The following is a 23,793-nucleotide window of genomic DNA, read 5'->3' on the forward strand; positions in this document are numbered from 1 at the left end:
CTAAATGAGTGTCCGGTTTCATTAGACCACTACACGCCTACCTTGCTGGTATTGTAGAATCAATCGCGAAGGGGTGGGTTTTTCCTCTCGTGCAAGCGAGGGCGGTTCTGATAATTAACAGCTTCGGCTGTTGGGCCTTGCCCACTGATCCCTCTGGGGATGTTCAACGGTACTCAAACCCTCCCACCCCTTCGCCTTTTCTATGGAGAGATGTGAGTGAAAAAGGACGGCGTCTGGTTCACCTATAAGGCACGCATTCAGGCCCACAAACGCCTGGAATGGCTCGACTTTCACTCACAGCTTTTGCTGGTGTGGTACGCAATATTGAGTGCAGCACTCGGCGTGTTGACTATTAGGAACAGTGAGGTACTAGGCGCCAATACCGACATTATGGCGACCATTCTCTCGGTTGCTTTACTTGGTGTATCACTCACGGTTACTAACCGGGACTTCCGTTTGCGGGCCGTGCAAATGCGCACGAACTACCTAGAGCTGCAGAAGCTCCACCGCCGGCTCCCTGACGAATCCCAAGATCCCAGTTATCCCAAGCCCACCGATGAACAAATCGAGCGGTATGACGAGTTACTTGCCGCCACTGAGAACCATCGTGAGATCGATGATCGAATTGCCCGCGTTTTTGCAACGGGACTCACAAGTAGATCACCAACGGCCTTCGAAAGCTTCGATGCCCTGCTATGGATCACTTTGCGCTTTCTGATCACAACAGGTCTTTATATTCTGCCGGTAGCAGCAGGGCTTTACTCGTATTGGGCCAAGCCATGAGTGCCGCCCTTAGCTTCAAGAGACGTTTCTCTCGCAAGAGCTTGCAGGAAATCTACACCGACAAGATCAAGCTATCAGGAGCGATAGGGCTGGATCGCGTGAGACCCGCGAATCTCGACAAGGATCTAATCGCCGAGCTGGATCACATCATCCAAAAGGTTGACCAAGGCGCCTATCGGTTCACGGCATACAAGGAAAAATTGATTCTCAAGGGGGCATCGTCGCTCCCTAGGCAGATTTCCATCCCAACGGCCAGAGACAGAATTGTTTTAAAGGCCCTCTGTAACTGCCTCGCCGACGTATTCCCCACAGCCAAGCTAATCCTGCCGCAAATCGTCATCGACGACCTCAAAGGCGCTCTCGACTCAGGCGCTTTCGCTGAATACGCAAAGATCGACCTAAAGACTTTCTACCCCAGCATTCCGCACGAACTGATTACTAAAGCCACCAAGACGAAGATCCGAAAGGCACAGTTCAGGCGTCTCATAGCCGACGCCCTCACCACCCCCACTGTCCCGGAATCCCGAGGTGGCAGAGATGCGGATCGATCAAGTGTCGGGGTACCGCAGGGATTGGCTATCTCAAACGTCTTGGCTGAAATTGCTATGCAGGGCATCGATACCGCTTTCCAGTCGCGACCAGGAATTTGGTATAAGCGATATGTAGATGACATCCTGATTTTAACGCCGGAAGGTGAGGCTCAGTCCACCGCGAACGAGCTGATTGTCGCCCTTAAGGCACTCAAGCTGAATCCGCACGACTTCGGCCCGGACTCTAAATCCAAGGTCGATGACTTGACCGAGCCTTTTAGCTTTCTGGGATATCAAGTCGAAGGCGGCGAAATTTTGGTTCGCCGCGAGAGCATTCTCAGATTTGAAGGCTCTATAGCAAAAATTTTCACTGCCTATCGTCATAAGCTTCAAAGCGCTCGCAGTCGCGCAGATAAAGAGCGTGCCCTCGCCTATTGCCAATGGAAGCTCAACCTTCGGATCACCGGCTGTATTTTTGAAGGCAAACGCCTTGGTTGGGCTGCGTACTTTTCGCAGATCACCAGCACCTCTCAGCTCCGAGCGATAAATCACACCATCAGCAAGCTGACTCACCGCTTCTGTCCACGAGGCGAGGTTCGCCCGAAGTCCCTTATCAAGACCTTCTATGAGCTGCAGCGTGGCTTAAGCGCAAACCATCGGTACATCCCTAACTTCGATGACCTGCACGTAGCTCAGAAGCGCCAGGTGCTTGAGATTTGGCTTGGCGCTGACGCCAGGCTTTTAAGCGATGCTGAGGTTGAGCGGCGGTTTGCCATCAAGATCAGTAAGGCGGTACGTGAGTTGGAAGAAGATATTGCTCAAACGTCTTAGCAATTTTCAGCTCTTGGGGCCTGTTAAAACGCTGAAGAATAGCGGCAGCACTCGCCCTTAGTGCTGGAGTTCTGAAGGTGACCTGGCCGGTAGGCCTGAATTAAGTAGTTAGCCGAAGGCCAAGTTTTTCGTCTCCAAAGCGTTAGCCTTTATCCCATAGATGATGCCAAGGATGTCCTCATGCAAGCTGCCCCTCCGACGCAAGCCGAAACTCTGGATCTGGAGAACTGCACGCTAGATCAAATCGTTGATGTGCTTTGTGCCGGTCAACCGATCAGCCTTCCTCAGGGCGCGGGCCAATTTTCCCTAGACCTTGAAGATGCTCGCCTCGCGATGGGATTTTATGCAGGACGGCGGGACCTCTGGGCACAGGCAAAACCCGTTTCAAGCAGCGAGGTTGATCAACTACTCGGGGCCATTAGCAAGCCGCAGCTACATGTGGCTCGCAGTCATGTAGCGAGTTCCGCAGCTTCGCGTCCTTGTTGGCGACTCCAAGAGTTTCGAGCCCATCGCTTTGCTGGGCTTCAACGTCACTGCGATTCAGCCGGGAAAGCACCTGAGACTCTAACCATTCGACTTGATCGCGACGTTACCTGCATCTGGGGGTTCAACGGCGCCGGTAAATCCGCATTGCAGAGTGCGATCATGTGGTGCCTAACCGGTAAGGCACATCGTTCTCAACACAAGCCATCGGAGGTACACAATCCAATCACTGTCGACGTAATGTCAACGAATGGCGAGAGCGATACTAATACCAGTTTCACGTTACCCGTGATCGTCCCATTGCCTTCAGCGTCAGATCTCTCGCTGCTAGGCGACCGTCCCGAGTGTGACACATGGGTGGAGCTGGATCTGCGGGACCAAGATGGAAACGATGTAACCGTCAGACGCGAGCTGACGCGAAATATCAGAGGAACTGTCTCTGTGAGCGTAAGTGGCTTAGACGACTTACGGCTGCCACAGTGGGCCATCGAAGCTGGTACGTTGATGCCCGCTATCGCTGCAAATATGCGCTTCGATGAAAAGACAAGCTTTGCCGAGGCAATCGCTCAGCTAACAGGTTTGCGGCCATTGCAAGATCTGGGCATGCGCTTACCACGTCTTGTCCGACGCTTGGAGAAGGACGACACCGACACTGCCATAGATGCCAAGGATGCTGCTCGTATTCATTTCATAGACAGCAAGGCTTCGTTTCTCGACGCTTGGTGCGCACAGGCTGAGACGCTTGGTCCCGAGCCCGATTTACTGACACCTGAAAAGGTAAGCCCTGAACAGAGTTGTAGCGGCTCGATCGCAACCGTTCGCGAGAAGCTCGTCCAGCACCAAGCAAGCGGTCTGAGCGATATTGAGACGATTCTTGGCAGCACGACCTCGTTATCAACGCCAGAGCGCAGCCAAACCCTCCTTGGCCAGCTCGCCTCGGCAAGAGAGCAATTAACCGGCGCAGCTCTGAAAGGACTCCCCTCACTTCGAACCATCCAACAGATCGAGGAAATCAGCGACGCGGATCGAATCGCCGTCCTCGCTAAACTGGAAGAGCTAGCACAACGAGCTGCAGATCAGGTCAAGCGTCAGCAGAACAAGGAACAAGCAGCACGCCAGCAGTTATACACAATGGTTGCGCTGTGGCACCGGCGGCAACACCCAAATAAACCGATCTCTGACTGCCCAGTCTGCGGTTCAGATCTGGGCAAAGTGCCACCTGACGCCCTCTTAGACTCCGACGTCGCTAGCGCTCTTCAAGCAGGGCTTCAGGCGCACCAGGACGCAACAAAATCACTTGCGGATTGGCAACAGGGCGCTGCGAGTGAGCTGCTGGAGTCGCTACCGGAGACCCTGAAAACCTTTGCCGAATACAAGGGACGCGGTACTGTTCTCGATCTTTATAAAAATGCTTATGTCAACGAGGCACTCAAGGATCAATCTTTCGCAGCGGACCTTCAACCAATCCAAAGGAATGCACGGAAGCTTTGGGACCACTTGATTAAAGCGCACTCGCTTTCCGCCGAACAGCCTTCCGATTTTCTCAGCTTGCCTCAAGAGCTTGCGACGGGGGTGCTGGCCAGCCGATTTGCCAATTTACAGCACGTAGTAACGTTGAGTAAGCAGCGTATAGCGGCCAAGGCAGCAATGCAGACGCTTTTGGCAAACTACCTGGGAGTCGGATCATTTTCCCGGGGCGAGAAAGTCGACGACGTCCCCGATTTGATCAACCTGCCAATCAGACACCAATTGTCAGCACTGCACCAGGCGATTACCACTTCAGAGCCGTTAATTGCCTTAACGCGGCAGATTGACGCCATAGAGGAGGCTCGTAAGCGTTGGGTGGGCGCGAGTCAACGACTTAGGCTGATCAAACGCGCAGCCGCAGCGATACAGCAACTGACACGTTTACCACAATTAGTTGAATATCAAGTCCAAGGCCTGATTCAGTTATTAGAGACTCGTACAACCGCTTGGCTCGATCTGATTTATCGTCCTCATTACAATGGTGGACCACGGTATCTCGGACTAGATCCTGCTCGCACTCAAGGGGTAGGGCTATACGCCGGGCTAGGCGCAGTACGCGTCCAAGCTCACGAAATAATGAACTCATCTCATCTGCGAGCTTGTGTATGGGCGTTCGTTTTCAGCCTATGGGAGCGCATTCGAGAACGCTCTGGCGCGTTGGAGGTGTTACAGCTGGATGATCCACAGACCTTCTTTGATCCTATTAATACCGAGAATCTCGCCGCAGCAGTACCAGCTCTAGTAAAAGCGGGTATGGCGATCATCATCACGTCCAACGACAATCGGTTCATCGCCGCAGTAAAAGACAAGTTACCGAGAAGCTCCTCCACAGCCCCGTCATGGACCATGTTGCAGATTAGCCCTTTGTCTGCGTCCAGGTTGACAATTGCTCTGACTCCCACGCTCGAAGAGGTAAATGAACGTCGCCAAGCATGGTGTAACGACTCCAATGACGTTGCGGCGAGCCAAGAGTTTGTGGAACGCGTTAGGCTGCATATCGAGAACCGCTTGTGGGACTTGCTCGCAGCTGACCCTATGCTGCTCTACAAACCGACCCTAGCAGACCTGATCGGTCACATAGCCAATGCACGCAATGCTGGAGAATTACCTTTCCAAGAGCCTCCTTTCGAAAAGCTGCTGAGTTGTAACTCGTTGAAACCGGGCACCCACTTTTACACAACGATCAACCAAGCCCATCATGACCTTCGAAAAATTACACCCCATGATGCCGCAGCCGTTGATGAAGGCTTTTCGGAGGTTGACCGGCTGATAAGAAGCTGCGCAGCAGCTTATGCAAGGTTCATGGGACGGTTGACTCGCGACGATGAAGAAATTTTCTTTGCGACAGCACCAGAAGCACCCACTGTATTAGCTCATAACGAGCAGAAATTTCGTGTGCTTGGTGACTTTAGCGCACAAACACAGACTGAGGTCGCCTCACCCGCTGAGCCCCCAAGTGCGGTCTCATTGGACTCGCTGGGGAATGTGGCACTGTATGCGATCCATGGTGATTCACTTGGCGCCCTCGCAAGAAAAGGACAAGTGGTGATCGTCTCTCTTGAAAAGGCAGCAAAATGTGGCGATCCAGTCATCGCTCTGTATAGCGATAAGACGTTCGCCAGACGTTACCACTCAGATAAAACTGATATCAGCAAATTGATGCTGGCTTGTGAGCAATCCGTTAGCGAGAAGGTTGCGCCTGCATTGGCATTGCCGCGAAATAAAGTCCGTCTAATGCCCATCGTCGGGGTCCTCTACGACTCAATTGCGCAAGTCGGTGCAGGTGAGGCCAGATATATCGACAATAGCAAAGTTTTTGGAGCGCCGTTGGTAATCGCTCGTATTGTTGACCACAGCGGCTACCCATTAATTCGTCATCGCGACTGGGTGCTATTGGAACCCCTACAGATTTCCTGTTCGGAGGACTTAGAGGCACTGCGTGGTGAGCTAGTAACGTTGGTAGCCAGCCATGACGGGGACCGCAAAGCTTATTTGAAACGAGTAGGAATGCCCGTTAGCGGAGAGCTGCGAATCTTCGACAGCGTAGGCACCTTCGGAGACGCAATAGCCATAACCTGCAAGGCCCAAGCATCCTCCCACATACTGCAATTGATGGATGCGTGGCGCGTTCGAGGGGTGCTGCGTGGTATTTCTGATTAATTTGATAATTTGTAATTTACATCGCCCAAACGATCGCTCTAAGGTCTGGAGGTAGGCCGCTGGGACCTGAAGGGCTCACTCAATGGTGAGCCGCCTCCCAGAGTCATCTGAACGGAACAGGCCTCCTCCCGACTGTCGGTCAAAAAGAGAGAGTTACCGTGTGGTTGCCGTTTATTTCAGATTGACAGCCACTAACTTCCTCGCAAGAAAAATCCGAAAAATAGTTAGATTAGGTAAGTGTCTGTTTTATGGAAGATAAAACGAATTTAACAGTTAGCGAGGCTCCGGAAAACATGAGCGAACAAACGCCGGATCAGCCAACACCCGAATCGCCCGCTGTGACCACGGGCGAGCCCGCGCAAGCGACTGCTGCGAACAATGCAGCGCAACAACGCCAGCGCGCCAGCCAGTTACTGCAAGCGCTGCGCGCCGAGCTGAAAAAAGCGCTGATCGGACAGAACATGGTGATCGATGATGTGCTCACCGCGCTGATTGCCGGTGGCCACATTCTCATTGAAGGCGTGCCCGGCCTTGGTAAAACCTTGCTGGTACGGGCGCTCGCCCGCTGCTTCGGTGGCGACTTTGCGCGTATCCAGTTCACCCCGGATCTGATGCCGAGTGATGTCACCGGCCACGCGGTTTATGACCTGCAATCCGAACAGTTCAAACTACGCAAAGGGCCGGTATTCACCAACTTACTGTTGGCGGACGAAATCAACCGGGCACCGGCCAAAACCCAGGCCGCGCTGCTGGAGGTGATGCAGGAGCGCCAAGTCACCCTCGAAGGCCGTGCTCTCGGCGTACCGCAGCCCTTCATGGTGCTGGCGACACAAAACCCGATTGAGCAGGAAGGCACCTACCCGCTGCCGGAAGCTGAGCTGGATCGCTTCATGCTCAAGTTACGCATGGACTATCCGGAGCAAAGCGAAGAGCTGAACATGGTTCGTCAGGTCAGCCGTTCCAGCAAAGCTGACATGCTCGAAGTCACCCAGCTGCGCAGTTTGTTGCAGGCCAAAGATGTCATGGCGCTGCAGAAAATCGCCAGCGACCTGCCTATCGACGAGCAAGTGCTTGAGTACGCCGTGCGCCTGGCGCGTGCAACGCGCAGTTGGCCGGGCCTAAGCATTGGTGCCGGCCCGCGTGCGTCGATAGCACTGGTGCGTTGCGCCCGCGCCCGCGCCTTGATGCGCAGCCGCGAGTTCGTGCTGCCGGAGGACATAAAGGGCTGTGCGCTGGCGGTCTTGCGCCATCGCGTGCGCTTATCACCGGAGCTGGATATCGAAGGCCTGTCGGTTGATCAAGTGCTGCAGCAATTGATTGATCAGGTTCCGGCACCGCGCTTGTGAGAGATCACGCATGAAGCCTTCGCGCACACTGCTCTGGATGCTCACAGCGATGCTGGTGCTGGGCGTTATCGTCGGCAGCATTCAGGCGCTGGGCATCAATCTGCCAGCGCTTTGGCAATCCCTCGGCTGGGGCCTGTTGCTGGCGTTGCTGGTCGCGGCGGTAGTCGATGCACTGCGTTTGCAACGCATCGCCACGCCCGAGATAAGCCGCAGCCTGCCCGGCAATCTGGCACTTGGCCGCTGGAATCCGGTGCAACTCCATATCAGTAACGACCAAGCGCGCACGCTGACACTCGACATTATCGACCATGTGCCAGAGGCCATGACCGTCGAAGACTTGCCGCAAAGCCTTGAATTGCCCGCCGGTAAACAGGCCCAACTGACTTACCGGGTACGCCCACGGCAACGCGGCCTCTTCGCCTTCGAGCGTTGCGAGATCGGCATGGCCAGCCCGCTGAAACTCTGGCGTGCCCGTCGTCTTGTCGCGCTGCCTGCGCAGACCCGGGTTTATCCGGACTTCGCCCGCCTCTACAGCGCGCAACTCATGGCCGTGGACGACTGGCTGAGCCAACTTGGCGTGCGCCAGAAGCCAAGACGCGGCCTGGGCATGGAATTTCATCAATTGCGCGAGTTTCGCGAAGGCGACAGCGTGCGCCAGATCGACTGGAAAGCCACAGCCCGGAAACGCACGCCAATTGCCCGCGAGTATATGGACGAGCGCGACCAGCAGCTGGTGTTCATGCTCGATTGCGGGCGACGCATGCGCAGTCAGGATGGTGATCTGGCCCACTTTGATCACGCCCTCAATGCCAGCCTGCTCCTGAGCTACATTGCCCTGCGCCAGGGCGATGCCGTAGGCATTTCAGCGTTTGCCAGCGAAACGCCGCGCTATCTGGCTCCGGTCAAAGGTGCCGCTCAGCTCAACGTTATCCTCAACAGCGTGTATGACCTGCAAAGCAGCCAGCGCCCCGCTGATTATTCGGCGGCGGTACAAACCCTGCTCAAGCGTCAGCGTCGGCGCGCACTCGTGGTTCTGGTAAGTAATCTGCGCGAGGAAGATGAAGCCGAGCTGCTTGGCGCGGTCAAACAACTCAGCCGGCAGCACCGCGTGTTGGTTGCCAGCTTGCGCGAAGAAATACTCGATGAGGTGCGCCAAGTGCCGGTTGGCACTTACGATTCGGCTCTGGCCTACTGCGGCACCGTCGATTATCTGAATGCGCGCAATCGCCTGCATGAACGCCTGACGGCGCACGGCGTTACCGTGCTTGACGCGCGCCCGAGCGAGCTGGGCCCGGAGCTGGTAAATCGGTATCTGGGCTGGAAAAAATCTGGCGATCTGTAGCAGCCGCAAGCGCCAGACGTGCAACAAAAATCTATGGTCACCCCATTTTTTGCAATACTGATTAACGGATGAAATGGATGGCTTGCTTAAATCTATCCGGCGTCAAATTGGGGCAAGCCCCGCGCCACGATGAGAGCCGCGCCTGACGATCCTTAAAAACCGCTCGGCTTCGAGAGCCGATTTTTATGTCAGGATCCTCGCCAGGCCGGTAGGCCGTTTATTTCATCTATTGCTCAGCTATCGCAAAACCTGAAAGGTGAGTTGTGGTACAGCAAAAAAACGCAGGGTCAGGCGTTCAAGGCGCCTGGCCCTGTTTCGTATTGGGTGTGGTGAGCAGAAATCGCCCAAGCTATACGGGCGAATTTATTGGCCAGCGCACAGGCGACCACGTTTGAGTGCCGTCGCGTCATAAGCGCCCGTACCCAGTCCGCCAGCGCCCCCTTCTGCCGCGCCAAGTGCTGCATGTAGACCCTGGCGCACTGCACCAACAGGCGTCGCAGATTCTTGTCGCCACGCTTGCTAATCCCTAGCAAATTAGCTCTGCCACCGGTGCTGTACTGTCTGGGTACCAAGCCTAGAGATGCAGCAAAATCACGACTGCAGCCGTATTGCTGAGCATCGCCCATTTCCGCAGCCAGCAGGCTGGCGGTGATCGGCCCGACACAGGGTATGCTCAACAAACGGCACCCTAGATCATCGTCGGCCAACTGGCCAATCAGCTCTTTATCCAGCGCCTTGACCTGCTCGTCCAGATAGACGAAATGATCGTGCAGACGTTGCAGCAGCACCGTCAGCCGAACCGGCAACTCGTGCTCCGCTAGAACAGTAGATAAACGCTTCATGACGGCCATGCCCTGAGGCAAGCTGATACCAAACTCGAGCAAGAACCCGTGCATCTGATTAATGGCCTTTGTGCGGTCGCGGATAAGTGACTCACGCAGGCGATGCAACACAGAAAGAGTCTGCTGGGCTTCGGACTTGGGTTGAAGGGCGCGAAGCAGCCTCACAGATAGCTTGTGCATCGACGAAGTCGTTTTTGTTGCCTTTGACAAAGGGCTTAACGAACTGAGGAGAAATCAGCTTGGCCTGATGCCCCAGGGCGGTCAGCTCACGAGCGACGAAATGTGCGCCGGCGCAGGCCTCCATCACCACGGTGCACGCTGGCAGGTTGGCAAAGAAGCGCATCATTTGCTGTCGTGAGAACTTCTTGCGGAACAGCTCTCGGCCGGGCTTATCCTGGCCGTGCAGATGAAATGTGTGTTTGCCGAGGTCGATGCCGACCAGTGTCAAATCGCTCATGATGATGGTCTCCGGAATGAAAACACCCTGCGAAAGCGTAGCCTTCGCAGGGTGTCGGGGTGACCATCTCATTAACCGCCGGTAAAGGCGGTTTTTTTGGGCTGTAAGCCGCTGGGTATCAGCCGCGTGCAGCCTTAATCGCTTCGATGTAGGGCTCAGCGTTACGTTGATCCGCGATCAGCGCGATGAAGTCATTGCCTTGCGCATCCTTGGCATCAAGCGCATAACCGCGCTCGACGAAGAAGCCGACAAAACGCTCGAAATCATCGATCCGCAGGCCGCGATACGCCTTGATCAGTTTATGCAGGGACGCCGGTGTTTCATCTGCCGGTTCCACGTCGAGGAACAGCTTGATCGCGTCGTCGCTGATCTCTTCGCCAATCACCTGTTTCTTGTCTTTACGCATCACTCACTCCAGCTACACCGCTATAAACGAGGCCGGCAGTGTACCCCTGCCAGCGTCCTGCGCTCAACGCCGATTCAGGCGAATTGCGCGCGCATCCAGTCTCGGTACGCGGCAACTTCGGGCGTTCCCTCAACCGGCGCCCATGAGGCAATCTCGCCCTCGACAAGCGCACGGTAAGGCCCGGCCTTGCACTCAAACAGAATGCTGTCGGCCTCAAGCACGATCAGCGCATGAAACACGCCGGGCGGAATATCAACTCCGACGCAATCACCGTTGGCCGCCAGAACTCGCGTACCTTGCAGGCTGCCGTCGGCGTTGAAAAGCAACAAGCCCAGCCGGCCTTTGAGCACCAGCAAGGTTTCCGCTTTGTCTGCACTCAGATGCCGGTGCGGCGCAATGTATGTATCGGGCTGCAAACCAACCGCCAACCGATGACAAGGATCGCTCATCTCGTGGAAGTTGTGATGCTGGCGCTGACGCGGGCTTTGTGCCGCGTTGGCCGCGAGCTGAGCAAACAGAGCCTGATCGATGAATGCCGGAGTGCTCATCTGTTTACATGCCTTTAATGGCATAGATGCCCGGTGCGTTACGCCAGTAGCCTTTGTAATCCATGCCGTAACCGAAGATGTAACGGTCAACGCACGGCAAGCCCACGAAGTCGGCTTTCAGTTCCGGGCGCGCCTTGCGGTCGTGGTCTTTATCGATCAGCACGGCAGTGTGCACAGCGCGCGCACCCGCGTGGTGACAGAAGTCGATGATCGCGCCCAGCGTGTGGCCTTCATCGAGAATGTCATCAATGATCAACACATCGCGGTCAATAAACGAAATTTCCGGCTTGGCTTTCCAGAACAGTTCACCGCCGCTGGTTTGGTTGCGATAACGCGTGGCGTGCAGGTAGGAAAGCTCCAACGGGAAATTAAGCTTGGGCACCAACTTGCCAGAGAAAATCAGGCCGCCGTTCATAACGCAAAAAACCACTGGGTTGCTGTCGGCTAATTGGCTGTTAATGGCATCTGCAACCTGGCAGATGGACGCCTCAACCTCTGCCTCGGTGTAGATACAGTCGGCTTCAGCCATAACTTGACGGATGTGCGCGAGATCAGCGGGCATGGTATTTCCTCGTGGTTGACGCATTGTTGGTCAAAATAAAAGCCGGCAAAGGTACGCATGTGCCTGCCAAGGAGCAAGCCCTCATAGACGAACGAAGATCTATTTGCGGAAAATGTCAGCAATCTAAGCGACAATTGCCGCGAATCAACTGCATGACCCGCACACACTTCTATTATTAGAAAGTTTGTGCCTCGTCATACAACCACCCGACACGCTCGCCGATGCTTTAATCTAACGCACTTTTTGCCCGTTTTGCCGGAGAACCCGCCATGCCAGTCCATGAAATTCGTCACCCGCTTATTCGTCATAAACTCGGCCTCATGCGCCGCGCCGATATCAGCACCAAAAATTTTCGCGAACTGGCACAGGAAGTCGGCGCCCTGCTGACTTATGAAGCAACCAAAGACCTGCCGCTTGAAAACTACGAAATTCCGGGATGGTGTGGCCCGGTTCAGGTCGAAAAAATCTCCGGCAAGAAGATCACTGTAGTCCCTATTTTGCGTGCAGGCATTGGCATGCTCGAAGGTGTACTGAGCCTGATTCCCGGCGCCAAGGTGAGTGCTGTGGGTGTAGCGCGCAATGAAGAGACGTTGCAGGCGCACACCTATCTGGAAAAACTGGTACCGGAAATCGACGAACGCATGGCCATGATCATCGACCCGATGCTGGCTACTGGCGGCTCCATGGTGGCGACCATCGACTTGCTCAAGAAAGCTGGCAGTACCAACATTCGCGCCATGGTGCTGGTTGCCGCACCAGAAGGCATTAAGGCGGTGCAGGATGCGCATCCGGACGTGACGATCTACACCGCCTCCGTCGATGAAAAACTCAACGAGCATGGCTACATCATTCCGGGCCTCGGCGATGCAGGCGACAAGATCTTCGGCACCAAGCAGAAGGACGCTTGAGCATGCTCGACGATCACACTCGCGACTCGACGTGGCGTCAGGCGCTAGCCGGTTCGCAAATGCTCTTCGTAGCATTTGGCGCACTGGTGCTGATGCCGCTGATTACCGGCATGGACCCTAACGTTGCATTGTTCACTGCCGGCATTGGTACGCTGATTTTCCATATTGTTACCAAGAACCAGGTGCCGGTATTTCTGGCCTCGTCCTTTGCCTTTATCGCTCCGATTCTGGCCTCCAAGGCAGACTTCGGGCTACCCGCCACGCTCGGCGGTTTGGTCGCCGCCGGCATGGTCTACATGCTGCTGTCCGCGCTGGTTAAATTCAACGGCACCGGCTTCATCGACCGCCTGCTGCCACCCGTGGTCATCGGCCCGGTGATCATGTCTATCGGCCTGGGCCTGGCGCCGGTTGCGGCCAACATGGCGATGGGCAAAGCCGGTGATGGCAGCGCCCAGCTTATCCCGAACGATACGGCGTTGATTATCTCGATGTCGGCACTGGTCACCACCCTGATTGTCGCCGTTATCGGCTCGGGCATTCTGCGTTTGGTGCCGATTCTGATGGGCGTTGCGGTGGGTTTCAGCCTTTCCTGGTTTCTTGGCGTAATCGACTTCAGCAACGTTGTCGCCGCGCCGTGGTTTGCCATTCCGAAATTCGTCGCCCCTGAACTGAACTGGAGCGCAATATTGTTCATGCTGCCGGTGGCTATTGCCCCGGCCATCGAACACATTGGTGATGTGCTGGCGATCAGCACCGTAACGGGGAAAAACTACCTGAAAAAGCCCGGCCTGCATCGCACCTTGCTGGGTGATGGTTTGGCCACTTCGGCCGCAGGTATGCTCGGCGGCCCGCCCAACACCACCTACTCCGAGGTGACTGGCGCGGTGATGCTGACCAAGAACTTCAATCCTAAGGTCATGGTGTGGGCCGCTATTATTGCGATCGTGCTGGCCTTTGTTGGCAAGTTCGGCGTGCTGCTGCAGAGCATTCCGGTGCCGGTGATGGGCGGGATTCTGTGCCTGCTGTTCGGCTCGATTGCGGTAGTCGGCCTGAACACGCTGATTCGCCATCAGGTTGACCTGTCCGAGGCACGCAACCTGGTAATCGTCGCCGTAACGCTGGTGTTCGGCATTGGCGGCATGGTGATTGGCGCGGGTGATGTCAGCCTGAAAGGCATCTCGCTGTGCGGGATTGTCGCCATCCTGCTCAACCTGCTACTGCCAGGCGGCAAGGGCTGGCGCAGCAAGAAACTCGACGAGCAAAGCGTCGAATAAACGCTGGGCGGCTTAGCCCTGAAATAGGTTTGCCTCTATTTCAAACACAAAAGCCCGACTGCTAAATGCATGTCGGGCTTTTTAATATCTATAGCGTTTAACCACTGAATTGCTCGCTCAGGCTTGGCTTTCGTCAACGCCCAGCAGTTGGACTTCGGTCACGGGCGGTTCAGGCTCATCCTCGACCGACTCACCGGTAATGGCGGCAATCAATGGCCATTGCTGATCAAGGCCAGCCCCAATCTGGGTGACATGATTAATCATGCGTTGACCGGCCTGTTGGGCCACTTCATCGCTGCTGCGCATCAGCTCGAACGACATGTCGGCGAGGGCTGCGGTCAGATGAGTCAGGGTGCGCGAATACAGGCTCATGAGCTGAGCAAGCTGTTTGTCTCTTACATCCATTTAAGCAATCTCCTACGCCCAACTTCCAGCACGTAGGCTACATCGAAAACGTGATAAACATCACGTAATTTTACATTTCTAGAGCGCGGCTAGTGGCCAGTCGCCAATCTCCCTTAGCGGCGAGCCACTTGCCTCCCGCGCCGGCTCCATAAAACCGACGCTGGCAGATCACAAAAAGCGCTTAGCTTTTCAGGCGATAACCGGTCTTGAATATCCAGCCGACAGTGGCGATGCACAACACCAGAAAGCCGAGAATCATGCCCACGCTGACCAACACATTGACGTCTGACACGCCGTAGAAACTCCAGCGAAACGCACTGATCAAATACACCACCGGATTGAACAGGGTCACGGTTTGCCAGAACTCCGGCAACATACTGATCGAGTAGAAACTGCCGCCTAAAAAGGTCAGCGGGGTGACGATCAGGGCCGGCACGATTTGCAGCTTCTCCCAGCCATCCGCCCACACGCCGATGATGAAGCCGAACAGGCTGAAGGTAACGGCGGTGAGCACCAGAAATGCCCCCATCCAGAACGGGTGGAGTATCTCGAAGTCGACAAAGAACTGCGCCGTGAAGAGGATGATCAAGCCAAGGATGATCGACTTGGTCGCGGCCGCGCCGACATAGCCGATCAATATTTCCAGGTATGAGACAGGCGCCGACAGCACCTCATAAATAGTCCCCGAATACTTGGGCATGTAGATGCCGAAAGATGCATTGGAAATACTCTCGGTAAGCAAGGCCAGCATCATCAGGCCCGGCACGATGAATGCGCCATAACTGACACCGTGCACCTGCGTCATGCTTGCGCCAATGGCCGAACCGAACACCACAAAATACAGTGACGTCGAAATTACCGGCGTGGCAATGCTTTGCAGCAAAGTGCGCCAAGTGCGCGCCAGCTCGAACAAGTAAATCGAGCGAATTGCATAAAGGTTCATGAGCGGTTCCCCAAAAATCGAATGTCTGACTGGCAAGTGGCGACTGCGCTGTTCATCGGCCATGCACCAGGCTGACAAAGATCTCTTCCAGCGAACTCTGGCTGGACTGCAGGTCTTTAAAATCGATACCGCGTTGCGCCAGATCTTTCAGCAATTCGGCAATACCGGTGTGCTCACGCTGGGTATCGAAGGTGTAAACCAGCGCATGCCCATCATCGACAAGCTCAAGGGTGTAGTGATTGAGTTGCTCAGGAATGCTCGCCAGCGGTTGCTGCAATTGCAGGGTGAGCTGCTTCTTGCCCAACTTGTGCATCAGCGCTTGTTTGTCTTCGACCAGAATGATTTCACCGCGGCTGATCACCCCGATCCGGTCAGCCATTTCCTCGGCTTCCTCAATGTAATGAGTAGTCAGAATGATCGTCACGCCGCGCTCACGCAGCCCGCGCACCATGTTCCACATATCGCGGCGCAGCTCCACATCAACACCAGCGGTCGGCTCATCGAGGAAGAGGATTTGCGGTTGGTGCGACAGCGCCTTGGCAATCATCACGCGGCGCTTCATGCCGCCGGACAACTCGAAAATCCGCGCATCGCGCTTGTCCCACAGAGAAAGATCGCGCAGCAGCTGTTCGAGGTAAGCCGAGTCCGGCGCTTTACCGAACAAGCCGCGGGTGAACTTGACCGTGGCCAGCACACTTTCGAAGCCCTCGTTAAACAACTCCTGCGGCACCAGACCTATCTTGGAGCGAGCCGCACGGTAATCACTGATGATGTCGTGCCCGTCAACCAGCACCTTGCCGCCACCCGGATTGACGATGCCGCAGATAATGCTGATCAGCGTGGTTTTACCCGCACCATTGGGCCCCAGCAGCGCGAATATCTCGCCCTTGTGGATATCCAGATTGATGGTTTTCAGCGCCGGATGGCCGGACGCGTATGTCTTGCTCAGTTGCTGAATCGAAATTACCGGCTGCACAGCAACACCTTATCTGCGAGAGAAAATACGATTGTAGGGAAATTAACCGGTGCACGCACACCACACATTTACCGCGCCGCCGTTTACTGAATAGACCAAAGTGCGACCCACGAGGCGCTCTAAATAGGCTAACCTGCCCGGCCTTCACTGCTGCAAACCATTAATGTAGTCGTTTATGACACCCTCGACCCAAAGCACACAACCCAGTCAATTTCCGCGGCACATTGCCGTCACCATGCTGGCGCTGCTGGCCTGTACATTCGGCGCCAACCATGTGGCAGCCAGGGTCGCGTTTGACCACGACACCGGCGTCATGCTCGCGGTGCTCTGCCGCAGCGGCGTAACCCTGCTGATTCTGGGCAGCCTGGTGCTGTATCAACGCCAACCCATCGCCATGCCCCAAGGTGCCTGGCGCTGGCAAGCACTGCTCGGCCTGTGCATCGCCATCCAGAGTTTATGTTTGTACAGCGCAGTAGCGCGCATTCCGGTCGCGCTGGCATTACTGGTGGGCAACACCTTTCCGATGGTGCTGGCCCTTTTGACCTGGGCATTGGGTGGCCCGGCGCCTACCCGGCGCACCGCCGTGCTGATGGGCGTCATTCTGCTCGGCTTGCTATTGGCGCTGGATGTGCCTGCGCGCCTTCAGGGCAGCGGCGGCGAAGCAGAACTGCCGCGCTCGGTCTGGCTATTGGGAATAGCCTTGGCCATGTGCGCGGCGTGTGCCTTCGCCTGCGCCCTGTGGCTAACCGAACATAAACTTTCAAGCGTGCGCGGTTCGGTACGCAGCATGCTGACCATGGCCGTCGTGTTCAGCAGCAGCCTGATTGCCGGTTTCAGCGGCTTGATCGAGAACGGCCTGGCATTGCCCAGCGCCGCCACCGGCTGGATCGCGCTGGCAATTGTCGGCGTACTTTACAGCAGCGGCTTCTCGATTCTATTCATCAGCATGCCGCGCCTGGACATGCCGAAGAATGTCTCGGTCATGAACGTCGAGCCTGTGGCTACGCTGATACTCGGCTGGGTGATATTGGGCCAGGTATTGAGCCCGATCCAGATGGTCGGCGCGCTGATCGTGATAAGCGCAATTGTCCTGCTGACTTACCGTCAAAATCATTGAATACAGGTTAAATGCACAAGGAACGCAGACTGCAGAGTGCAGTCCGAAAGTGTCTCAAGGCAATACACAGGCCCATTACGCTTGCCTTGCCGGATAAAATTGAACAGTCTGTTCACCAAGGAATTCGATTAAGAGGAGAACATCATGCAATTCAAACATCTCGTGGGCCTCGCTTGCCTGACCGTACTTACTGCTTGCAGCTCAGTCGACAGCACGGATGAAGCCGCCCCGGCATCGAGCCTCGGCGGGCGCTGTGATGCCTCTGCCGTGCAAAATATGCTCGGCAAAAGCGTCACCCCGGAACTGGTCAAGAAAATGCGCACAGCCAGCGGCGCCAAAACCTCTCGCGTACTCGGCCCAAGCGACCCGATGACCCTCGACTACAACCCTACCCGCCTGAACATCGACACCGACGAGGCTGACGTAATCGACCGCATTACCTGCGGTTAACTATTCGGGCGCATTACTCGCGACCCGAGCATGGTTCCTTAACCCTTCTGGCTCTGCCGTATGCTGATTGATCAAGAGTTCACCCTGAAGAAACTTGAAACATTCCTAGCATTCATGCGCAGCGGCAACCTAAGCCGTGCGGCGGCGGAGCTTGAGACCAGTAACGTCAGCGTACACAGGGCGCTGCATTCGCTCGAAAGCGCGCTGCGTTGCCCGCTGTTCAAACACGAGGGGCGCAACCTGATCCCTCTCGACAGCGCCTACATGCTCGAAGACCGGGCCCAGAAACTGATCCAAAACGCAGTGGAGACGATTCGAGCAACGCGCGAAGCTGCGGGCTTTTCCGCCGAACGTTTCAAACTTGGCTCGCTATATTCATTAACAGTGAAGACTGTTCCGCAGTTGATCATGGGCCTTAAAATACGCCGCAGCGAGCTGAATATTGACCTGATCCTTGGCTCGAACGTCGACCTCATGTTCAAACTCAAAAACGTCGAAGTGGATGCCATTCTGGTGTCCCTGAACGAAAACACCAGTGATCCCGATTGCGAACAATTGCCATTGTTTGCTGACGATATTTATCTGGCTGTACCTGCCGAGTCGCCGTTCTCGCAACAGCCAGAAGTCGATTTGGCTGACCTTCGCGATTCTACGTTCATTACCCTTACACACGGTTTCGCAACTCACCAGGACGGCGCCAGAGTCTTTGAGAAGGCCGGCTTCGAGCCGAAGATTGCGATGCAGGTGAACGACATTTTCACCTTGCTCAGCATGGTCAGTTCAGGCGTTGGTTATGCGCTGCTACCGGGGCGAATTGCGGCGGTGTACGAAAATCGCGTCAAACTCATACCCCTGCAAGCCCGCTACCATCTGCAACAGCATATTGGCGTAGTATTTCTCAAGGCCAAGGAACGCGATCCGAATCTATTGGCATTGCTGGCCGAATGCCGAATGTACAGCCTCGATAATCGCAAGTAAGCCGTACAGAGTCGAGTGCCTCTACACGGCTTTTAACGGTAGACGGAGCGTTCTTAGCCCATCAGTCCACGCATGATCAGAAACAGCAGCGAAGGGCCAAGCAGGCAACCGAGTGCCGTGTAGAAGGCCGCCGTCAGACAGCCGTATGGCACCAGCTTGGGATCCGTCGCCGCAAGCCCACCGGCAACACCGCTCGAAGTGCCGATCAACCCACCAAAGATCACAGCGCTGCGCGGGTTGTTCAAGCCAATGTATGGCGCCACAAACGGCGTCGCAATCATCACCAGAATCGCTTTGACCAAACCGGCACCAATCGACAGTGCCATAACCTCAGAACTCGCACCGATGGCAGCTCCGGTGACAGGCCCGACGATATAAGTAACAGCACCGGTACCAATTGTGGTCAGGCTAACTGCATCGGTATAGCCGAAGGCCAAGGCCACGCCAACACCAGCAACGAACGATGAGCCGATACCAACAAACAACGCCAGAACGCCCACCATCCCTGCCCGCTTGAGCTCCTCGACATTAACCCCGTAGCCCGTTGCAACAATGGCAAAGTCGCGAAGCATTGAGCCGCCCAGAATGCCAATACCGGATAACAACGGTATATCAACCAGCCCCTTGCTGCCGCCGGTCATCGAACCGCCTACATAGGCCAAGGTCAGACCGCAAAGAATAGCAATGGCTGAACCATGCAAACGCCCATTGGTGAGTTTGTCGGAGAGCCAGTAAGACAGCCACATGGTAATACCGATAATGGCAAAGCCGCTGAGCAGGCTGTAGCTGGTAAATACTTTCAGAATGCTTTCGTACATGGTTATCACCGTGGCTGCTTGGACAGAGATGCCGCGTCAGGTACGCGAGGCTGATCGTTTTTTTTCTGGCCCATCCGGTCTAACACCGGTACCAGAGCAAATGCCAAAACCACTGCAGCAACGCCTGCAAGAATTGCCATTGGTCCACCACTCAGTGCGCCGAAGACGTTTTGCTGGGCAGCCATGGCGACCACGATTGGGATGTAGATTGCGCTCCAGAATTCGATACCCTGCTCAGACTTGGGCACCATGAGTCCGCGCTTTTGCAGGTAACCACCCAGAAAAATCAGCAACATCATGGCAATACCCACACCACCTACGTTAGCGGGTACTCCAATCAGTTTTCCCAGTATTTCACCGACAGTGATGCCTACCAGAGTGCAGAATGCTAAAAAAGCCACACCGTAAATAATCATTGTTTTTATCCTCATGAAACTGTTCGAAGTTGTTGTTTTTGTCCTTCGTAACGATCAAGCGGTATTACTCACTCACAACGCCTCAGCTCAAAAGTCGCGGCTCGCCTCCTGACGCAACATGGCGTCCAATGTATCGAGACGAACCCCTTGAAAAGCAAGTGCCTGGCCTGCCCCAAATACACGTCGGGCCAAGCCGGTCAGCACTGTTCCAGGAGGCAATTCAAGGTGCAATCTAACGCCGCGCTCGTAGGCAGTTTGCAGCGTGTTACGCCAGTCGACGATACGGCACATATTGTTGGCCAGGTCATCGCGTAGCTGTTCAGGCCGGGTCAGCAAACGCGCGCTACTGCTACTCAGGTAGCGAATAGCGGGCGCTTTCACACAGACCTTGGCAGAAGCTTCTACCAGCTCCAAAGCCGGTACCGCAAGCAATGGACAGTGCGAGGGCACACTCATGGCCAGCCGTTTGGCGCAACCAGCAGCTGCATTTTTCGCCAGCGCGGCCACCTGTTGCATAGCGCTGTCACTTCCGGCAATCACCTGTTGGGTATCAGCGTTGATGTTGGCCAAATACACCGGTTGTTCAGCACAATTCACCTGCGCAAGTAAACGCTCAGTGGTCGCCAGATCAAGGCCGATAATTGCAGTCATTCCATAGCCTTGAGGGTACGCCTGCTGCATAAGGTGCCCACGCAAGCTAACCAATCGCAGCGCATCGGCAAAGCTCATTGCACCTGACACCACTGCCGCAGCGTAGGCCCCAATAGACAAACCCGATACGTAGTCCGGACGATGCCCGCGGGCTATAAGCAGACGCGCATAAGCCACGCCGGTAATCAATAAACACAGCTGCACCGCACGTGTGCTGGACAATGCTGTGTTCGAGTCTAGTTCCAGTACGTTCTGCCCAAGCGCAGCGCTGGCCTCATCAAGACACTCACGCGTCGAGTCGTCGCCAGCAAGCACATGTAACATGCCTGGCTGCTGGGCGCCCTGCCCCGGAAAAGCCCATAGGGTACTCATGCAACCACAGCCTCTTGGGCCCAAGGATCACTCACGAGCAGAGGACCAGACTGACTCTTGAGCAATACCCGTGCTGTAGAACATGCCCACTCACGGAGGGCTACCGCGCCATGCGGGCATTGCACCTGGACATCGACAGCGGCTGGCACATCACTCATTTGCGCCAGCAAGTGCTGAGCCTGCAAACGAGACAAAGGCGTAGGAGCGCGCAACAGTAGATCCAGATCGCTGGCCGGATGAATGACCTTGATGCCACTGGCCAACTGGAATCCTAAGCTTCCGGTTACACCCCATCGCCAGTCACTCTGATGCAATACCGGTGCAACACGTTTGAGTGCTTGAATCACCGGATAATCAGCCTCCGCTAATGACTGCCAGCCTTGTGAGTGAACGAGTTGCTCGGGACGAACACAATGGCTTACCGCCAAAACAGGCATCCAGCCAGCAAAGCGCTGGTCACGTTGTTTACCGCGCACGCCAACGGCAATCCAACCAGGTCTGCCAACTGCACGCCTAACGACGACGGGAGGACGCTCGGCCAGTGCCGAAACAACCCAAGCGGGTGCATCTGCCGGCAGATACGCCGAGGTAAACCCCCAGAGTAAATCATGCGGCAAATAGCCCTGAGGCTTTGGTTGGCTAAGGCTTCTGGTCATGCAATCGGCTCCAGCTTTGCTTAATCGAGTCAGATAACGAGGAGCGGCGTCACCACTGAGCGCGCAGCAATTCGCGAACCTTGCTTGAAGCGGCCCGGTTTTGAGCACCCAAACGGCTGCGCAAGTCCACTGGTCCATTGGCAATGTCGGTCAAGGCACTGGAAAGACAGTCTTCAACACGCAACAAGTCCTCGGCGCCCGGATTCAACGCGTCAGCCACACTCAAGGTTTCCCAGAGCAGGCCAAGCGACTCGTAGCTTTCAAGGTCGTATGCCATCGGCGGTACGGTTGCGGCCAACGCCTCAAGCTCCTCAACGCTACGCAGCGTTACCCGCGCCGCCGATTCTTTGCCCATCGCATGCACCATTACGGCCGGGTCACGCAGTGCTATAAGGCGGTTGGCCTGATAACCGTGCGCGAGAAACGCCCCAGACATGGCCTTGCCCACCAGCAAACTGATGACGGAGTGACCCGCCAGACGCGCTCGGGCATAGGCATCCACCGCCCCGGCAAGCGCCTGATGAATACCCAGCGCTTCCTCTCTACGGCCATAGGCCTGACTCGGTACATCCACAATGGCGATCAATGCACGCTTATCTTCTCGCTCGCGATCTTGCTCAAGCGCCTGGTCAATGGCCTTAGCCAGCCCCCAGCCTTCAAGCAAGCCAACTTCGCCATTACGGGCGCGGGGAAATCGGTTATTGCTATCAGGAACTACCGCCAGATAGCGCACTCTCTGCCCCATTAGTGTCGTGTCTGCAACTCGTAAAGAGTCGGGCAAATCACGCTGTACTTCGCCTTTGGCAGCCAGCAACTGAAACCACCGAAGGCCACGTTGGACAGTCGCTGTACTCATAGTTGTTCTCCTTGATAGAGGCTGCGCACCGACGCAGCATCGGCCTGTACCGAACCATCGAATTTCTGTAAGCGTTCAAGGAACCAGGCATGCCGATGACTGCGCTGCTCTGCTGGAAGCCCCTGCTGGAAAAACCGGCGAATCTGTTCGCCAATCAGCTCCAGGTCATCGGCCAGATAGCCGTCAACGAGGCCGCTGGCGTAGCGCTGCTCCCCTCCGGTCAGGCTCCAGATAAATGGCCGGTCACGCGAGTCGTACTCGTCTACCCCGGCTTCCTGCTCAATCACTTGAGGGCCGTTGAGGCCCAGCCGCGCCTCCTGGGTTACCAGCAAATAGCTGCAAAGCCCGGCAGCAATAGACATGCCGCCAAAACAACCTACCGGCCCGGCGACCAAGCCAATAACAGGCTGGTACTGCTGCAGTTCAACAATCGCCGACTGTATTTCGGCAATAGCTGCAAGGCCGAGATTGGCTTCCTGCAAACGCACCCCACCCGTTTCAAGCAGGAGTAAGGCACGAGTGGCAATGCCGTTGCGGTTGTCTTCAGCGGCCAGCTCCAGCGCACCGGCGATTTTGGCGCCGCCAACTTCTCCCAAACTGCCGCCCTGAAACGCGCCTTCAATAGCTACAACAACAGCCGGCTGGCTATCGATTGTGCCCTTTGCGACAACTACACCATCATCGGCCTGCACCACGATGCCTTGCTTGGGCAACCACGGAGACGTCATTCTGGCAAAGGGGTCAAGCAACTCGCGAAAGCTTCCGGCATCAAGCAATGCCCGCGCCCGCTGACGCGCACCTAACTCAATAAAACTGCGCTGCTGTAATAAACGATTAATTTTTTCGGCGTTTGCATCAGACATGTGACAGCTCCTCCAGTGCTTGCTCCATACGCAGGCGCACCACACCAGGCGTCGCACCAAAGTCGTGGATAGTGATATTCAGAGCAGGCATCTGCTGATCACTGAACATCCGCTGAAAAAGCTGCTGCCAACGCTGTTCGCCACCATTCACTGAGGTCACCACAGCAATCGCCAACGTGCCGCTCGTGCCGGGTTCAAGCATCACTTCAAGGTCGCCTGAACCAACACAACCGACCAATGCGCGGCCTTGTGCGGGATGCCCGGCACTGAATTGAAAAGACAAGGTCTGCATA

The 23,793-nt window shown here is 55.7% G+C and carries 23 protein-coding genes and 1 pseudogene; 10 read left to right on the forward strand and 14 right to left on the reverse strand.

Translation table 11 applies throughout. The annotated features are described in order from the left end of the window. Window positions 1-216 precede the first annotated feature (216 nt). The 5 genes from BM395_RS19925 to BM395_RS19945 all read left to right on the forward strand — a co-directional run bounded on the left by BM395_RS19925 (window position 217) and on the right by BM395_RS19945 (window position 9,002). On the forward strand, window positions 217-783 hold the full coding sequence (locus tag BM395_RS19925) for an SLATT domain-containing protein (RefSeq protein ID WP_090515109.1): 567 nt from the start codon (window positions 217-219) through the stop codon (window positions 781-783). Beyond that, a complete protein-coding gene (locus BM395_RS19930) occupies window positions 780-2,144 on the forward strand; it encodes an RNA-directed DNA polymerase (protein ID WP_090515111.1) in 1,365 nt (454 codons plus the stop codon). Before BM395_RS19925 ends, BM395_RS19930 begins: the two co-directional genes overlap by 4 nt. 180 nt (window positions 2,145-2,324) lie before the next feature. After that, complete coding sequence (locus BM395_RS19935) at window positions 2,325-6,314, forward strand: ATP-binding protein (protein ID WP_090515114.1); 3,990 nt, start codon at window positions 2,325-2,327, stop codon at window positions 6,312-6,314. Window positions 6,315-6,607: 293 nt separating this feature from the next. Continuing rightward, a complete protein-coding gene (locus BM395_RS19940; protein ID WP_090515117.1) occupies window positions 6,608-7,660 on the forward strand; it encodes an AAA family ATPase in 1,053 nt (350 codons plus the stop codon). A 10-nt stretch (window positions 7,661-7,670) separates the two neighbouring features. Further along, a complete protein-coding gene (locus BM395_RS19945; protein ID WP_090515119.1) occupies window positions 7,671-9,002 on the forward strand; it encodes a DUF58 domain-containing protein in 1,332 nt (443 codons plus the stop codon). A gap of 287 nt (window positions 9,003-9,289) precedes the next feature. Here the strand turns inward: BM395_RS19945 and BM395_RS19950 are convergent. The 4 genes and pseudogenes from BM395_RS19950 to BM395_RS19965 all read right to left on the reverse strand — a co-directional run bounded on the left by BM395_RS19950 (window position 9,290) and on the right by BM395_RS19965 (window position 11,817). Further along, window positions 9,290-10,301 (reverse strand): annotated as a pseudogene (locus BM395_RS19950) (IS110 family RNA-guided transposase). Window positions 10,302-10,419: 118 nt separating this feature from the next. After that, window positions 10,420-10,707 carry a PA4642 family protein gene (locus BM395_RS19955; protein ID WP_090515121.1) on the reverse strand — a complete coding sequence of 96 codons (288 nt, stop codon included), beginning with the start codon at window positions 10,705-10,707 and terminating at the stop codon, window positions 10,420-10,422. A 74-nt stretch (window positions 10,708-10,781) separates the two neighbouring features. Further along, the gene (locus tag BM395_RS19960; protein WP_090515123.1) at window positions 10,782-11,255 is read right to left on the reverse strand and encodes a WbuC family cupin fold metalloprotein; all 474 of its coding nucleotides are present in this window, start codon (window positions 11,253-11,255) and stop codon (window positions 10,782-10,784) included. A gap of 4 nt (window positions 11,256-11,259) precedes the next feature. Further along, window positions 11,260-11,817: a hypoxanthine-guanine phosphoribosyltransferase gene (locus BM395_RS19965; RefSeq protein WP_069902121.1), complete on the reverse strand. Its 558-nt coding sequence runs from the start codon at window positions 11,815-11,817 to the stop codon at window positions 11,260-11,262. Between the two features lie 269 nt (window positions 11,818-12,086). Here BM395_RS19965 and upp point away from each other — a divergent pair, with 269 nt between their 5' ends. Together upp and BM395_RS19975 are read left to right on the forward strand one after the other, a co-directional pair. After that, window positions 12,087-12,725, forward strand: a complete 639-nt coding sequence (gene upp, locus BM395_RS19970) for a uracil phosphoribosyltransferase (protein WP_069902120.1) — start codon at window positions 12,087-12,089, stop codon at window positions 12,723-12,725. A 2-nt stretch (window positions 12,726-12,727) separates the two neighbouring features. Next, window positions 12,728-13,999 (forward strand): uracil-xanthine permease family protein, encoded by a 1,272-nt coding sequence (locus BM395_RS19975; RefSeq protein ID WP_069902119.1) that lies wholly within the window; start codon window positions 12,728-12,730, stop codon window positions 13,997-13,999. Window positions 14,000-14,116: 117 nt separating this feature from the next. Here BM395_RS19975 and BM395_RS19980 read toward each other — a convergent pair whose 3' ends face one another. The 3 genes from BM395_RS19980 to BM395_RS19990 form a co-directional block, all read right to left on the reverse strand. After that, window positions 14,117-14,404, reverse strand: a complete 288-nt coding sequence (locus tag BM395_RS19980; RefSeq protein ID WP_090515125.1) for a hypothetical protein — start codon at window positions 14,402-14,404, stop codon at window positions 14,117-14,119. 181 nt (window positions 14,405-14,585) lie between these two features. After that, window positions 14,586-15,347 (reverse strand): ABC transporter permease, encoded by a 762-nt coding sequence (locus BM395_RS19985; protein WP_069902158.1) that lies wholly within the window; start codon window positions 15,345-15,347, stop codon window positions 14,586-14,588. 52 nt (window positions 15,348-15,399) lie between these two features. Then, entirely contained in the window at window positions 15,400-16,323 is a 924-nt protein-coding gene (locus tag BM395_RS19990) for an ABC transporter ATP-binding protein (RefSeq protein WP_090515127.1), read from the reverse strand. A 175-nt stretch (window positions 16,324-16,498) separates the two neighbouring features. Between BM395_RS19990 and BM395_RS19995 the strand changes: the two genes are divergently transcribed. The 3 genes from BM395_RS19995 (at window position 16,499) to BM395_RS20005 (ending at window position 18,868) form a co-directional block, all read left to right on the forward strand. Further along, the gene (locus BM395_RS19995; RefSeq protein ID WP_090515129.1) at window positions 16,499-17,440 is read left to right on the forward strand and encodes an EamA family transporter; all 942 of its coding nucleotides are present in this window, start codon (window positions 16,499-16,501) and stop codon (window positions 17,438-17,440) included. A 144-nt stretch (window positions 17,441-17,584) separates the two neighbouring features. Next, the gene (locus BM395_RS20000) at window positions 17,585-17,890 is read left to right on the forward strand and encodes an I78 family peptidase inhibitor (RefSeq protein ID WP_069902115.1); all 306 of its coding nucleotides are present in this window, start codon (window positions 17,585-17,587) and stop codon (window positions 17,888-17,890) included. 60 nt (window positions 17,891-17,950) lie between these two features. Further along, window positions 17,951-18,868 (forward strand): LysR family transcriptional regulator, encoded by a 918-nt coding sequence (locus BM395_RS20005; protein ID WP_090515131.1) that lies wholly within the window; start codon window positions 17,951-17,953, stop codon window positions 18,866-18,868. Between the two features lie 53 nt (window positions 18,869-18,921). Here the strand turns inward: BM395_RS20005 and madM are convergent, their stop codons facing one another. The 7 genes from madM to BM395_RS20040 form a co-directional block, all read right to left on the reverse strand. Further along, window positions 18,922-19,686, reverse strand: coding sequence for a malonate transporter subunit MadM (gene madM, locus BM395_RS20010; protein ID WP_090515134.1), 765 nt, complete (start codon window positions 19,684-19,686; stop codon window positions 18,922-18,924). Window positions 19,687-19,691: 5 nt separating this feature from the next. Continuing rightward, window positions 19,692-20,102, reverse strand: coding sequence for a malonate transporter subunit MadL (madL, locus tag BM395_RS20015; protein ID WP_069902112.1), 411 nt, complete (start codon window positions 20,100-20,102; stop codon window positions 19,692-19,694). 87 nt (window positions 20,103-20,189) lie between these two features. Next, complete coding sequence (mdcH, locus tag BM395_RS20020; protein WP_090515137.1) at window positions 20,190-21,125, reverse strand: malonate decarboxylase subunit epsilon; 936 nt, start codon at window positions 21,123-21,125, stop codon at window positions 20,190-20,192. After that, entirely contained in the window at window positions 21,122-21,781 is a 660-nt protein-coding gene (locus BM395_RS20025; protein WP_090515139.1) for a malonate decarboxylase holo-ACP synthase, read from the reverse strand. Before BM395_RS20025 ends, mdcH begins: the two co-directional genes overlap by 4 nt. A gap of 49 nt (window positions 21,782-21,830) precedes the next feature. Beyond that, the gene (mdcE, locus tag BM395_RS20030; RefSeq protein ID WP_069902109.1) at window positions 21,831-22,637 is read right to left on the reverse strand and encodes a biotin-independent malonate decarboxylase subunit gamma; all 807 of its coding nucleotides are present in this window, start codon (window positions 22,635-22,637) and stop codon (window positions 21,831-21,833) included. Continuing rightward, window positions 22,634-23,500 carry a biotin-independent malonate decarboxylase subunit beta gene (locus BM395_RS20035; RefSeq protein WP_090515141.1) on the reverse strand — a complete coding sequence of 289 codons (867 nt, stop codon included), beginning with the start codon at window positions 23,498-23,500 and terminating at the stop codon, window positions 22,634-22,636. The genes mdcE and BM395_RS20035 overlap by 4 nt, the downstream gene beginning before the upstream one ends. Further along, complete coding sequence (locus BM395_RS20040) at window positions 23,493-23,792, reverse strand: malonate decarboxylase subunit delta (RefSeq protein ID WP_069902107.1); 300 nt, start codon at window positions 23,790-23,792, stop codon at window positions 23,493-23,495. The genes BM395_RS20035 and BM395_RS20040 overlap by 8 nt, the downstream gene beginning before the upstream one ends. Window position 23,793: the final 1 nt, after the last annotated feature.

Source organism: Pseudomonas marincola (assembly GCF_900116605.1).
GTDB lineage: Bacteria > Pseudomonadota > Gammaproteobacteria > Pseudomonadales > Pseudomonadaceae > Aquipseudomonas > Aquipseudomonas marincola.

Bases quoted from the DNA above. Each gene is read 5' to 3' on its own strand.
- BM395_RS20040 (WP_069902107.1), bottom strand. From the start codon at position 23,792: ATGCAGACCTTGTCTTTTCAATTCAGTGCCGGGCATCCCGCACAAGGC.
- BM395_RS19960 (WP_090515123.1), bottom strand. From the start codon at position 11,255: ATGAGCACTCCGGCATTCATCGATCAGGCTCTGTTTGCTCAGCTCGCG.
- BM395_RS19975 (WP_069902119.1), top strand. From the start codon at position 12,728: ATGCTCGACGATCACACTCGCGACTCGACGTGGCGTCAGGCGCTAGCC.
- BM395_RS19940 (WP_090515117.1), top strand. From the start codon at position 6,608: ATGAGCGAACAAACGCCGGATCAGCCAACACCCGAATCGCCCGCTGTG.
- BM395_RS20025 (WP_090515139.1), bottom strand. From the start codon at position 21,781: ATGACCAGAAGCCTTAGCCAACCAAAGCCTCAGGGCTATTTGCCGCAT.
- BM395_RS19935 (WP_090515114.1), top strand. From the start codon at position 2,325: ATGCAAGCTGCCCCTCCGACGCAAGCCGAAACTCTGGATCTGGAGAAC.
- BM395_RS19995 (WP_090515129.1), top strand. From the start codon at position 16,499: ATGACACCCTCGACCCAAAGCACACAACCCAGTCAATTTCCGCGGCAC.
- mdcE (WP_069902109.1), bottom strand. From the start codon at position 22,637: ATGAGTACAGCGACTGTCCAACGTGGCCTTCGGTGGTTTCAGTTGCTG.
- BM395_RS19965 (WP_069902121.1), bottom strand. From the start codon at position 11,817: ATGCCCGCTGATCTCGCGCACATCCGTCAAGTTATGGCTGAAGCCGAC.
- BM395_RS19930 (WP_090515111.1), top strand. From the start codon at position 780: ATGAGTGCCGCCCTTAGCTTCAAGAGACGTTTCTCTCGCAAGAGCTTG.
- BM395_RS20005 (WP_090515131.1), top strand. From the start codon at position 17,951: ATGCTGATTGATCAAGAGTTCACCCTGAAGAAACTTGAAACATTCCTA.
- madM (WP_090515134.1), bottom strand. From the start codon at position 19,686: ATGTACGAAAGCATTCTGAAAGTATTTACCAGCTACAGCCTGCTCAGC.
- BM395_RS20035 (WP_090515141.1), bottom strand. From the start codon at position 23,500: ATGTCTGATGCAAACGCCGAAAAAATTAATCGTTTATTACAGCAGCGC.
- BM395_RS19955 (WP_090515121.1), bottom strand. From the start codon at position 10,707: ATGCGTAAAGACAAGAAACAGGTGATTGGCGAAGAGATCAGCGACGAC.
- mdcH (WP_090515137.1), bottom strand. From the start codon at position 21,125: ATGAGTACCCTATGGGCTTTTCCGGGGCAGGGCGCCCAGCAGCCAGGC.
- BM395_RS19980 (WP_090515125.1), bottom strand. From the start codon at position 14,404: ATGGATGTAAGAGACAAACAGCTTGCTCAGCTCATGAGCCTGTATTCG.
- BM395_RS19985 (WP_069902158.1), bottom strand. From the start codon at position 15,347: ATGAACCTTTATGCAATTCGCTCGATTTACTTGTTCGAGCTGGCGCGC.
- BM395_RS19945 (WP_090515119.1), top strand. From the start codon at position 7,671: ATGAAGCCTTCGCGCACACTGCTCTGGATGCTCACAGCGATGCTGGTG.
- madL (WP_069902112.1), bottom strand. From the start codon at position 20,102: ATGATTATTTACGGTGTGGCTTTTTTAGCATTCTGCACTCTGGTAGGC.
- upp (WP_069902120.1), top strand. From the start codon at position 12,087: ATGCCAGTCCATGAAATTCGTCACCCGCTTATTCGTCATAAACTCGGC.
- BM395_RS20000 (WP_069902115.1), top strand. From the start codon at position 17,585: ATGCAATTCAAACATCTCGTGGGCCTCGCTTGCCTGACCGTACTTACT.